Source organism: Flavobacterium hydatis (genome assembly GCF_000737695.1).
GTDB classification, from domain to species: Bacteria; Bacteroidota; Bacteroidia; order Flavobacteriales; family Flavobacteriaceae; genus Flavobacterium; species Flavobacterium hydatis.
The window spans coordinates 20,471-33,635 of the sequence record NZ_JPRM01000042.1; the positions used below are offsets into that span (position 1 = coordinate 20,471).

Below are 13,165 nucleotides of genomic sequence, written 5' to 3' on the forward strand. Positions count from 1 at the left end.
TTGGATAAAATGACTAAACTACTTTACTCCTAGCTACCAAGCCATTTATTTGTATATGGATTGTAATTGCAGCTTTGAGAATAGGCATAATATTTATTTTCAGTCGTTTTTACAGGAATACTACCATCTGGGCAGATATATCGGAACTCGCAATCTTGGCAAACCTTTATTTTATCCTTATTAATCTCCCAAAAATCTGTTATTTCAGGATTAAGAACAATTTCATTTAGATCATCAATAGCAACATTGCCAAAAATTAATTCATCACTAATATATCTCTTTATATTTCCTAAAGAATCAATATATATTGTTCTATTGTAGGCTAAACTATATTTCAGTGCTTCATTGAAGTTAAAAAGATTCAATAAAAAATTATCTTGATTGTTAATTTTCATAGATAAAGTTTCTTCCAATGCTTTTGTCTCATAAATAAACTTGCTTTTTTGAACATCATTTTTTTTGACTTCGTAAAAAATAACTTCAGCAATTCTGGCAAATTTCTTTTGCAGTTTAATTAACTCCTTTTCGAACCCAACATCATGTTTAATATACAAAACGACGGAATAGATTCGGGATTTATTGATGTATTTAAGTATTTCTGTCAATTTTGGTAAATCAAAATCATTACAGATTAATTTTAGATTCGACACACCCAAATTATCAATTTGATTTTTTAAGAAATCCTGTAAAATTGTTGTAGATAAACTAGAATCTAAAGTTATTGTATCAAGGTTATAAGGACGCTCAAAACTACTACTTATTGCAGGATATCGTTTTATATCATTACTTACAATAACTAATTCATTGGAAAGGAAAAAACGAATATATTTTTTTAAAACATTCTTATCGTTCTCAAAATCTTTAAATAAGGAGTATATTTCTTTACCAGAATATTCATTTATTAAATCAATAACTTGATTAGGTATTGGATAATAATTTTTCCTTTGAACATCAATTATTAGCCCTCTATTAATACCTTTTACTGAAAAACAATTAGAAAACAGTTTGAATTTTTTATTTATCATTTGAATTTTTTAAATATACGGGCTTATCAAATTCGTTACAAATAATTTTGGAAGTTTGGTAAAACTTCGATTCAACATATTTATAATAAGTTTTGTAATTCATGGTTAGAATAAGAGATTCCTTAGCAGATTCGGCAATTACGGGCAAACTTATTTTTTGCTTATTCTTCATTATTGAGTAAAATTAAATTTTCGGCAACTATTTTATGAATGGGAAAATTACAAGGATATGCAGTCATCCCGAATTGTCCCGAAGGGTTAACCTCTAAAAAATAATAGTCTCCATTTTTCTGTGATTTAATTAAATCGATTGATCCTGTATTAAGTTCTAGATTTTTCATAAGCATATCAATTTTATTTTCGATAGACTCAGGAAGCTGATACGGAATAAATCTATTAGGATTCTCCCAATCGTAAGCACGAAAATCTATTTGAGTTTGTGGATTACTTTGCGAAAATATTGCCATTGAATAGCATTTTCCCATAATATAAAAAACTCTTAGTTCTATCTCTTTTTCTATATACTCCTGAAACAATGACGGACTAAAACTTTTATTTAAATTCTTTACCGTTTCAATCTTTTTTGTGCTTAACGCAACAGAACCTGTTGGTAGTTTAATATGAGTAGCTTCGGCAATAGGTTTTGTTATTATGAAGTTATTATTCTCTTTTAAAAATAATTTGAGGCTATCCCTTTCGGTTGTTATTATTGTCTTCGGAATACTTAGTCCAACCATTTTAGCTTCATTTAGAATCTCTAATTTAGACTTCCATAAACTTCTTTTAAAAAGCCATTTTTTATCCTCTAAAAGATGCAAAATTAGTTCTCGTAAAGCCTTAAATTCGTTATATAAAAAGTCTGTCAAGTCTCTTATAGCTCCTAACTTTTTTTCATAATCATGCAAAAAACCAAATTTTCGACACCATACTACTGAGATGTCTTTTAAATATACTTTTTGTATTGAATTTTCAAAATAAGAATCTTCGATAAAATTGATATTATATGAAAAAAATGATTTTCCCTGCATTAATTCTTCATCATCAATCCTGATAAGAGGAGTCTTAAAAAAATTCAGCCATTCGATGACATTGTCTGTATCTCTATCGCCAGGTTTGCTTAATATTAAAATCATAATTTATATTATAAAAATATATTTAGGCATAATTTATATGCCTAAATACATAAATTGAAATAAGAATGCTATTAAGTATTAGGATCCATTCCGTCAAAATCATTTAGCTCTTGACCTTTAACTTGACAAAATGTGTAAGCCTGCCCTTTTGGACCTCCTCCAACTACATTTTTTACTTCTACTTTTTCGCATTCGAAATCTTCTAATCTTTTCATAATTTTATGGTTTTATAATTAATTGTAAGCAAATATCTACGCTTTTTGATATTATTTTAAGTAATATATTATCATAAAATTATATTATATTACTCAAAAATTTCCTACACAAACTTGAATTTATAGTTTTGGTTTGGCAGACATAAAGAATATTCTTTGACAATGAAATCCTTATTATTAGTTCCTTTTATTTCTACCCAAAAACCATAAATCCCTATAAATAGTAAACTCAAAGTTTCACTATCGGGAAATAAGACTACAAAATATTTCTTATTATCTAAAGTAAAGGAATTCTAAAAATGCTATGAATTAGTTAATTAACTATTGATAACTTTTTGAATATGTTTTTTTAAAGAAAATTTAATAAACATTAAGTTCGCAAAGTATTATATTTGGCGGCTTATCACTTATAAGTTTATTTATTTAGATACTAAAAAGAAAAGTATCTGCCTGTTTACCTATGAAAAATATTAAGTTTATATCTGTTATTTTTTTATTCTTGCTTTCCCTTTCAGGTAGCACGGAATTCTATAAATACTCTTCTGAACTAAGTAATTTTAATGCACAAGAGCATATTTTAGACACTGTATCTTCTACACTATCAATGTCTAATGATCTTGACGTACATTTTATAATCAAAAAGATTAAAAATCGCGTTGCAAATTCTGAATCAAGTGCTTTAGCAAAAAATTACTACACCCAATTAGTCCACTTTAAGGTTTTAAAGGACAATGTCATATATAGTATTCTTAGTATATATGAAAATCAAAGCCATACTCACCTACACCTCTATCAACTTTTCTAGATTTTACATTTAGTGTATTTCTATTTCAACTATTCTTTTGTAATAATGTCTTTCATTATTATATAAGAGTTTATTGCGTATAAAATAGTTCTCTAAGAACGGTATTCCTCATTACAGGAATATACGATACACTTCCATTTTCAATATTTATCTTATTCACAACTCCCTGTAAATCATTATTTGGGAGGCAATATATTTATATAATACCTTAAAAATTAATCATGATTACTAGTAAAAAACAATTCCTATTGTACGGTTTATCGTTACTATTCTTAACCTCTTGCGGAGATAAAGAAAAAAAAGACTCTACCAATATAAAAACACTACCAGTTTACAAGATAACATTAAGAGACACTGTGGTTTCTAACCGATTTGTTGCAGATGTTCACGCCAAAAACAATGTCGAAATACACGTGCGTATACCAGGATTATTAGATAAAGTATATGTTAGCGAAGGACAAAAAGTAAAAAAAGGGCAAATCCTTTTTAAAATTAGCGATGCCGAATTACAAATACAACTTATAAAGGCAGATGCTGTTTACAAAAGCATGTTGGCAGATTTAAGGATGGCAAATGTGGAGCTGGAGCAAGCACAAACACTTTTTAATAAAAAGGTAATTGCAAATCAAGAATTAGAGTTATCTAAGGCAAAACATGATGCGGCTACAGCCAAAGTTGCTCATGCTGTTGCAGAAAAAAGATCTATCAATCAGCAAATAAGTTTTACCACATTAAGAGCTCCATTTGACGGGACAATAGATCGTATTCCGTTTAAGGAAGGTAGTCTTGTAGAAAATGGTTCGCTCCTAACAACACTTTCACAGTTAGATGATGTATATGCTTATTTCTCTATTCCTGAAAACATTTATTTCCAGATGATGGCAGACAAAAGCCTTAATACAAAAGGAGATATAAAACTTGTTTTACCAAACGGAATGGTATATGACCAACAAGGTGAACTTAAAACTGCCGATGGAGAAATCGACAGACAAACTGGTTCTATCCAATACAAAGCAAAATTTAATAATCCGCAAGGTTTTATAAAGCATGGAACATCAGGAAAATTGATTATCTCTGAGCCAAGAACCGATGTTATGCTAATTCCTCAAAAAGCAGTTTTCTCTATTCAGGATAAACAATTTGTGTTTGTTGTAAACAAAGATGGTATTGTAAAAATGACCAATATCACCATTGCAAGCACTCTTGATGATGTATATATCTTAAATAAAGGATTGAAAAAGAATGATCTTATCGTACAAGAAGGAACTCAATCACTAAGAGACGGAGATAAAATCAATGTTAAACAAACACAAAGCGCAAGCTTGTAATCAATCCCATACTTACAATTAAAAAGATATAAAATGATAGAGATGTTTATCAAAAGAAAAATATTATCATTAATCATTTCGGTTATGATAGTTTTACTCGGAATATTGGCATTATTCCAGCTACCAATAACACAATTTCCAGATATCGTTCCGCCATCGGTAACGGTAACTGCTAAATATACAGGTGCAAATGCCGAAGTTTCTGCCAATGCCGTAGCGCTACCTTTAGAACGAGCCATAAATGGTGTTCCGGGAATGACATATATGTCTACAGTTACATCAAACGATGGTTTAACACTGATTCAGGTATTTTTTGAAGTAGGAACAGATCCCGATCTGGCTGCGGTAAACGTACAAAACAGGGTTACTACAATACTAGATGAACTTCCCGAAGAGGTTATACGAGCCGGTGTAACTACCGAAAAGGAAGTCAATAGTATGCTGATGTACTTAAACGTTACTAGTACAGATAAGATTCAGGACGAACAGTTTATCTTCAACTTTACGGATATAAATATTCTGCAGGAATTAAAACGTATTGATGGTGTCGGACGTGCAGAAATTATGGGTCAGAAAGAATATTCGATGCGAGTATGGCTTGATCCACAAAAGATGCTATCCTATAATATTTCGGCAAACGAAGTTATAAATTCATTACAAAAGCAAAACATATCTGCAGCACCAGGAAAAGTTGGTGAAGGATCAGGACAATTGGATAGTCATGTGCAATATGTTATAAAATACGGAGGGAAATTCTATGAGCCTAAACAGTATGAAGAAATTCCGTTAAGAGCTAATTCTGATGGTACTATCTTAAAACTAAAAGATATCTCAAAAATAGAATTGGGATCGATGAGTTACGGAATGGTCTCTAAAACTGACGGAAAACCTTCGGCTTCGATTATGCTTAAGCAAAGACCGGGTTCTAATGCATCTGAGGTAATTGCCAGCGTAAAAGCAAAAATGGCAGAACTAAAAGGAAGTTCTTTTCCTCCGGGAATGAATTATAATATTGCTTACGATGTATCTCGTTTTCTTGATGCATCTATAGATGAAGTTTTGGTTACTCTTGTAGAAGCTTTCCTTCTTGTAGCCTTTGTAGTTTTTATATTCCTACAAGATTGGCGTTCTACACTTATACCAGTATTAGCAGTACCTGTAGCCCTAATTGGGTCATTTACTTTTATGTCGATGATGGGTTTCTCTATAAACCTTCTTACCCTTTTTGCACTAGTATTATCAATAGGAATTGTCGTCGATAATGCCATTGTCGTCGTCGAAGCCGTGCACGTTAAAATTACGGAGGAACACATGGATCCATTGCCTGCCACCATAAGCGCGATGAAAGAAATCACGGGAGCTATTATTGCGATTACTATTGTAATGGCTGCAGTATTTATACCAGTAGCATTCCTTAGTGGTCCAGTTGGAGTTTTCTATAGGCAATTCTCGCTTACAATGGCAATTAGTATTGTAATTTCGGGAGTAAATGCACTTACACTTACTCCTGCTCTATGTGCTATAATGCTTAGAGCGCATGATCCTAACAAAGAGAAAACATCATTGTTAGACCGTTTCTTTTATAGATTCAATAAATGGTTTGATAAAATCACTTCAAAATATATTAACGTACTTTCTAAACTTGCAGATCGTAGCACAATTACGATAGGACTTTTGGTTTTATTTTGCATCCTTACATGGGGAACATCAGCTCTTTTACCTTCAGGATTTATACCTTCGGAGGATCAGGGAATGGTATATGTGAGTGTAACTACACCACAAGGAGCAACTGTAGAACGTACAGATAAAGTACTAGATGAAGTAACCCGTATTGCAAAAGGAATAGAAGGTGTAGATAACGTAACCACACTTGCGGGTTATAGTATCGTTACCGAAATTGCTGGTGCATCTTACGGTATGGGAATGATTAACCTAAAAGATTGGAGTAATCGAGACATATCTGTAAACGACTTTATTGCAAAATTAACGGAAAAAACTAAAGGCATTTCGGATGCACAAATCGAAGTTTTTGCACCGCCTACAGTTCCAGGATTTGGTAATACAAGTGGTTTTGAAATGCGTTTACTTGATAAATCTGGAGGACCAATTAGTAATACCGATGAAGTTACTAAAAACTTCATCAAGGAATTAAACGCATCGCCCGAAATACAAAATTCATTTACGAGTTTTGATGCTACTTTCCCTCAATACATGATTCATATAGATTATGATCTTGCAGCGAAAAAAGGAATTTCGGTAGATAATGCCATGTCTACTTTACAAACCATGTTAGGTTCATTTTATGCAACAAACTTTATTCGTTTTTCTCAAATGTATAAAGTAATGGTACAAGCAAGTCCACAATTCCGAAAAAATCCTGAAAGCATACTCGATATGTATCTTAAGAATGACGCGGGCGAAATGGTCCCGTTTTCTACATTCATAAAATTAGAGCGTGTTTATGGTCCAGAAGTACTTACACGATATAATATGTATATGTCGGCGATGATTAACGGAGAACCTGCTCCAGGTTTTAGCTCTGGAGAAGCCATTGCAGCTGTAGAGAAAATTGCAGCCGAAAAACTTCCGGGTAAGTTTGAACTGGAATGGTCTGGAATGACGCGAGAAGAAATTCTTTCAGGAAACCAAACGATATACATTTTTGCCCTGTGTTTATTGTTTGTTTACTTATTACTTGCGGCACAATATGAGAGCTTACTACTACCCTTCCCAGTACTATTATCGCTTCCTGTAGGTGTTTTTGGTTCTTATCTAGCACTTCTTGCAGTGGGATTAGATAATAATATTTATGCCCAAGTAGCCTTGGTAATGCTTATAGGACTACTGGCCAAAAATGCCATCCTGATTGTAGAGTTTGCAATGGCTCAGAACAAAGTAGGACAAGGCATAACCGAAGCCGCTATAGAAGGGGCCAGACTACGTTTTAGACCAATCTTAATGACTTCATTTGCCTTTATTGCTGGGCTTATCCCTTTATGTATTGCTTCTGGAGCAGGTGCAATTGGTAACCGTTCTATTGGTACTGCGGCAGCTGGAGGAATGTTTATCGGGACAGTTTTTGGTCTTTTAATCATTCCAGGTCTTTACATATTATTCGCAAAGCTTGAAAAAGGTTTGAAAAAATAAATTTAAATAATGAAAAATTCACTTAATAAATTCTATAAAAATACAACTCCTTCGATAAATTTCGGAGAGAGAAAAGCAATGTATGCTTTACCAATTGTATTTACTATGCTATTATTTGCTTGTTCTGCCCCTAAAGTGGCAGAACAGCAAAAAGCTAAAACATTACCAGAGAACTTTGATGTTAATCGAAAAAAAACAACTGACAGCCTACAAGCTTTTATTCCTGTAAAAACAGAAACGTATTTTAAAGATCCAGAATTAGAAAAAATATTAGATATCGTTATTGCTCAAAATCCAGATTATCTGGCTATGCAAGAAAGAATTCTGATAGCAAATTCTCATCTAAAAGTTGCTAAACTAGCTTTACTCCCATCATTTGATTTAGGAGCTGATATTTCGGGTACACGTTATGGTAAATACACAATGGATGGCGTAGGAAACTTTGATACTAATTTTTCTCAGAATATATCCGAAAAACAAAGAATCAATACAGATCTTACTCCTAATTTGTTTTTAGGCGGAAGAGTATCTTGGGAAGCCGATATATGGGGAAAATTAAGTAATCGAAAAAAGGCTGCACGTCAGCGATTTTTTGCTTCACAAGAAGGAATGAGGTTATTGCAAACAAAACTTTTAAGTGATGTTGCTGAGTTATATTATAAACTGATAGCGCTAGACAAACAAGCTATTATTTATAACAAAAACCTTAAAACACAACAACGTGCACTTGATATTGTTTCTGCGCAAAGATCTGTTGGTAAAGCAACTGAATTAGCTGTACAGCAATTTAATGCTCAAAACAATAATATTTTGGCTGAAGCCGAAGAATTAAACCTTAGTATCGATCAAACCGAAAAGGCCTTATTGACCCTGTTGGGAGAATATGGCGGTAAGATTACCAGAAGTACTGAGTTTTTATCAGGACATCTTGAAGTATTGAATCAAAAAATAAGTGTTGATTCAATCATACACAACCGACCAGATGTATCACAAGCCTATTTTGAATTATTGGCATCCAAAGCCGATGCTAAATCTGCTCGTGCTGCATTCTTTCCGACAGTAAACTTGGGCGGATATGCAGGATTTAACTCATTCTCATTCTCCACATTTTTTGATAGTGGCTCGTTTGCCTGGCAATTACTTGGAGGAATTACTGCTCCTGTATTTAATAAAGGTCAAATTAAGCATGAATATTTTACAGCCAATAAAAGACAGCAAATTAGTTTTCTAGAATATCAAAAATCTATAACTGTAGCCTACAATGAGTTGAGTGCATTATTATATCGTACAAAAGCTTATGAAGATGTTCTAACCCATAAATCAAAAGAAATTGAACATCTAGAAATTGCAGTAAATGTTTCGAATGATTTGTATTTGAGCGGATATGCTAATTATCTTGAAATTATCAGTGCACAAAAAAACAGACTTCAGGCAGAACTTGATTTTGTGGATATGCAATTAAAGAATGTAAATTCTCAAATACTATTGTATAAAGCTTTAGGAGGAGGAATAAATTAATTCAATTGATTTATAAGTAAGCTTAATCATAATGAACCCGATCTTGTATCGGGTTTATTTTTTTAGACAAGTCCTAACTTATCTCTTTTTTATTATTTTTGATTGATTTAAAAAAACATCAAAAAGCCATTAAGGCTGGGAATATTCTCTAAAAATCTGAAAATGAAACAGAAATATATACTTTTTATTTTTTTAACGGCGCTTTTAATTTCTTGTAAGGATACTGTAAAACAAGAAAATAACGCTATAAAACCTGACAGTATAAAACAAGAAGAAAAAAATACACCATCAGTAACTACAGATTCATCAACTGCTGTTTATTTTATAAAAACCAAAATGATACCCGCTACGGATGAACTTAAAAAACGCATCACGGAAAAAATTGAAAGCGTGGAAAGTGTTGATTTTACAGGTGATAAAATTCCTGATTATATCTGTAAAACTGCGGTAGATTCGTTAGGAATTGGAAATGAATACTGGATTTCATCTGAATATAAAACCATAAAAAAAGCAAAACATTATACAGATGGTTTTAATTATCGTTGGTTTATAAATTTAGATGATGATCCTGAACCTGAAATATTTGAAACGAACGGTGACGAGGATGGTGCAGATTACACTATTAGGGATCAGGATTTAATAGCAGGAAAAGACAAAATATTGCTTTATATCAATCCGTTTATCATTGAAAATCAGAAAAAGTATTGGGGTTATTCTTGGGATGTAAAAAATATAATTGCCCGAAAAAACGGAACCAATATTGAACTGTTTTGCTCTTTAAACCATAAAGTAATCAGGGATGGGAATGAAGAAAATGACCCAAAATCTCAGAAAATAATGCCCGTAATCTTTTTTACAGGACATCACACACAAGAAAGCGGAAATCATTTTATAAAAAAGGAACAATGGTTGTCACTGAAAGAAATCATTAAACAAACCAAAAGATAAAACCCTGTAAAATAACATTTAATACCTGATTATATAATTTTGGATTTATTGTGTTTCGGATCGTAAAGCATTGCCGTACACAAACAGTTTTTCCTGTCTTTACTCATTAATATTGGGCAATTAACGCAGGATTTACAGCTTTCCCAAAACAAATCATCAGTAGTTAATTCAGAATATGTGACGGGCTCAAAACCGAGTTCATGATTCATTTTCATTACCGTCAGTCCTGTGGTTAGACTAAATACGCTTGCGTCAGGATATTTTTGGCGACTCAGCCACAAGATTTTTCTTTTAATTCTTTTAGCAAGACCAGTATGTCTGAATTGTGGTGCTACTATTAATCCCGAATTAGAAACAAATTTACCATTATCCCAAGCAGAGATAAAAGAGAAACCAGCCCATGTTCCGTCGGATGCAAAAGCAATAATAGCCTCTCCCTTTTTCATTTTTTCCTCAAGCGATTCTGGAGATCGCCCAGAGATTCCTGTTCCTCGCGCTATGGCAGATGATAAGGTCGTTTCGCAAATTTCTTTTATCCAAAAAGCATGATTGGCATTTGCGACTTCAATTGTAAAATCTAGTAATTCCTCAGTTGGTTCAATACATAATAATAAAGCAGTTTTATCTGGAAAAGGATCAGACAATAAAAAAGGTATGTCTGAAAAACTTATGGTACGTTGTCGGGTTTTCATATTTACTTTAGTGTATTTGATTTTATTAATAATCCTAATACAAAACGAAATATCCAAATTACATACCAATGTAGATTTATGGTTGTTGCATAAATGTTATATGCTGTTAATGCTTGGTTTACGCCAATAATATAATATTTGTCGACTAATTCTTTACCTATCATAATGATAAGATTGTATCATTATGATATTGCTATAAACAAAAAATGATGAGATTATAAGTCTCATCATTTTTATATAATTTTCTGCAAGAAAACCTCTGAACCTTTGCCCCTTAGTTACTTAGTCCCTCAGAACCTTAGAAACTCAGAACCTCCTCCTAATAAGCTAACAAATCTAAAAGTTCTTTCTCAAATCGGCCTTTCGGCAAATATTGATCTTCTAGTGCTTTTGTAAACGGAATAGGGGAATCTAAACTCGCCACACGTTTTACAGGAGCATCTAGATAACGGAAACAATTTTCCATGATTAATGCTGAGATATCACTTGCAACACCACCAAAAAGAGAATCTTCCTGATAAATTATTACACGTCCAGTTTTCTTAACCGATTCAAAAATTGCTTCAGTATCCAAAGGTTGTAACGTTCTTAAATCTAATAAATCAGCTGAAATTTCAGGATTTTTAGCCAGCGTTTCTAAAGCCCAATGTACAGGAGCTCCAAAAGCTATAATAGTAACGGCTGTACCTTCTTTTAATAAAGCAGCTTTTCCTAACGGAATAGTATAATAATCTGTTGGAACATCTTGGTAAACACTTCTATATAATTGTTTGTGCTCAAAGAACAAAACAGGATTCGGATCATTAATAGATTCATTTAATAAACCTTTGGCATCATAAGGGAAAGCTGGGTAAACAACTTTTAAACCAGGAGTTTTTGTAAACCAAGCTTCATTGGTTTGCGAATGAAAAGGTCCTGCTTGAGTTCCGCCACCACAAGGCATACGAACCACAACATCGGCTTTTTCTAACCAACGGTAATGTGATTTTGCTAATAAATTTACAATTGGGTTAAATCCTGTAGAGACAAAATCGGCAAATTGCATTTCGACAATCGCTTTATACCCATTTATAGAAAGTCCCATTGCGGCAGAAACCACAGCGCTTTCGCAAATTGGCGTATTCCGAACGCGATCTTTTCCGAATAAATCTACAAACCCATCCGTAATTTTAAATGCACCACCATATTCGGCAATGTCTTGTCCCATAATAACCGAATTAGGATGTAATTGCATCGATTGCCTTAAACCCGAAGAAATAGCATCAATAAAACGCATACTTTGTTCTGCCGGATCTGGCGTAATATCTTTATAACTATATGGAGCATAAACATCATTCAATTCTTCTTCATAAGAAGCCTCGATTTCAAACTCAACATTAGCAATAACTAAACTTTCTTCGATATCAGTTTTAATATCCGAATGTAATTTCTCATCGTATTCAGGCGTTAACACCCCTGTTTCAGTCAAATAAGTTTTATAATTATTTACAGGATCTTTTATAGCCCACATATCCATTAAGTCTTGCGGAACATATTTAGTACCACTCGCCTCTTCATGACCACGCATTCTAAATGTTTTAAATTCCAATAAAACAGGACGTGGATTCTCAATCATCGAAAGTTTTAATTCTGATAAAAGATTATAAACCTCCAAAATATTATTTCCATCTACAACATGGCTTTCTATACCATAACCAACACCTTTATCGGCAAGATTTTCACAACGATATTGTTCATTTGTAGGAGTCGAAAGTCCGTAACCATTATTCTCTATAATAAACATTACGGGTAATTCCCAGACTGCAGCAATATTTAGAGCTTCGTGGAAATCTCCTTCGCTTGTTGCACCTTCACCAGTAAAAACAGCGGTTACCTTATTATTCTTTTTTAATTTATTAGCTAGAGCGATTCCGTCGGCAACACCTAATTGTGGTCCTAAATGCGAAATCATTCCAATAATCTTATATTGTTGTGTCCCGAAGTGGAAACTTCTATCTCTACCTTTAGTAAAACCATTGGCTTTTCCTTGCCATTGCGAAAAAAGACGATATAACGGAATATCTCTTCCTGTAAAAACACCTAAATTACGGTGCATTGGCAAAATGTATTCATCAGAATCTAAAGCGGCAGTAACTCCTACCGAAATTGCTTCTTGTCCTATTCCTGAAAACCATTTGGAAACTTTCCCTTGGCGGATTAAGATGAGCATCTTCTCCTCTATCAATCGTGGTTTTAAAATTCTCTTGTATAAATCTAATAGTTGGTCGTTGGTCAGTTTTTTTCTGTCAAAAATCATTTTCTGGTTTATTATTTAGTCAATGGATGTTGTAAAAATATAACAATTAAGCTATATT

Annotated in this window: 10 protein-coding genes; 4 read left to right on the forward strand and 6 right to left on the reverse strand. The window is 32.9% G+C overall.

The genetic code is table 11. The annotated features are described in order from the left end of the window. Positions 1 to 29: 29 nt before the first annotated feature. The 3 genes from IW20_RS20690 to IW20_RS26425 all read right to left on the reverse strand — a co-directional run bounded on the left by IW20_RS20690 (position 30) and on the right by IW20_RS26425 (position 2,373). On the reverse strand, positions 30 to 1,025 hold the full coding sequence (locus IW20_RS20690) for a hypothetical protein (RefSeq protein ID WP_035627000.1): 996 nt from the start codon (positions 1,023 to 1,025) through the stop codon (positions 30 to 32). A gap of 161 nt (positions 1,026 to 1,186) precedes the next feature. Continuing rightward, a complete protein-coding gene (gwsG, locus tag IW20_RS25600) occupies positions 1,187 to 2,158 on the reverse strand; it encodes a grasp-with-spasm system ATP-grasp peptide maturase (protein ID WP_051886070.1) in 972 nt (323 codons plus the stop codon). Between the two features lie 71 nt (positions 2,159 to 2,229). Continuing rightward, on the reverse strand, positions 2,230 to 2,373 hold the full coding sequence (locus IW20_RS26425) for a hypothetical protein (RefSeq protein WP_165571466.1): 144 nt from the start codon (positions 2,371 to 2,373) through the stop codon (positions 2,230 to 2,232). Positions 2,374 to 3,399: 1,026 nt separating this feature from the next. On the opposite strand from IW20_RS26425, the gene IW20_RS20710 reads away from it, so the two are divergent. The 4 genes from IW20_RS20710 (at position 3,400) to IW20_RS20725 (ending at position 10,119) form a co-directional block, all read left to right on the forward strand. Beyond that, on the forward strand, positions 3,400 to 4,506 hold the full coding sequence (locus IW20_RS20710; RefSeq protein WP_035627007.1) for an efflux RND transporter periplasmic adaptor subunit: 1,107 nt from the start codon (positions 3,400 to 3,402) through the stop codon (positions 4,504 to 4,506). 33 nt (positions 4,507 to 4,539) lie between these two features. Next, positions 4,540 to 7,653 (forward strand): efflux RND transporter permease subunit, encoded by a 3,114-nt coding sequence (locus IW20_RS20715; RefSeq protein WP_035627010.1) that lies wholly within the window; start codon positions 4,540 to 4,542, stop codon positions 7,651 to 7,653. A 9-nt stretch (positions 7,654 to 7,662) separates the two neighbouring features. Further along, complete coding sequence (locus IW20_RS20720) at positions 7,663 to 9,171, forward strand: TolC family protein (RefSeq protein ID WP_081912533.1); 1,509 nt, start codon at positions 7,663 to 7,665, stop codon at positions 9,169 to 9,171. Between the two features lie 162 nt (positions 9,172 to 9,333). Beyond that, entirely contained in the window at positions 9,334 to 10,119 is a 786-nt protein-coding gene (locus IW20_RS20725) for a hypothetical protein (RefSeq protein WP_035627012.1), read from the forward strand. A 29-nt stretch (positions 10,120 to 10,148) separates the two neighbouring features. On the opposite strand, the gene IW20_RS20730 is transcribed toward IW20_RS20725, so the two are convergent. The 3 genes from IW20_RS20730 to IW20_RS20735 all read right to left on the reverse strand — a co-directional run bounded on the left by IW20_RS20730 (position 10,149) and on the right by IW20_RS20735 (position 13,107). Continuing rightward, on the reverse strand, positions 10,149 to 10,811 hold the full coding sequence (locus IW20_RS20730) for a GNAT family N-acetyltransferase (protein WP_240478522.1): 663 nt from the start codon (positions 10,809 to 10,811) through the stop codon (positions 10,149 to 10,151). Between the two features lie 2 nt (positions 10,812 to 10,813). Next, on the reverse strand, positions 10,814 to 10,975 hold the full coding sequence (locus IW20_RS26430; RefSeq protein ID WP_165571467.1) for a hypothetical protein: 162 nt from the start codon (positions 10,973 to 10,975) through the stop codon (positions 10,814 to 10,816). 155 nt (positions 10,976 to 11,130) lie between these two features. Further along, entirely contained in the window at positions 11,131 to 13,107 is a 1,977-nt protein-coding gene (locus tag IW20_RS20735) for an alpha-ketoacid dehydrogenase subunit alpha/beta (RefSeq protein ID WP_035627014.1), read from the reverse strand. Between the last annotated feature and the right edge of the window lie 58 nt (positions 13,108 to 13,165).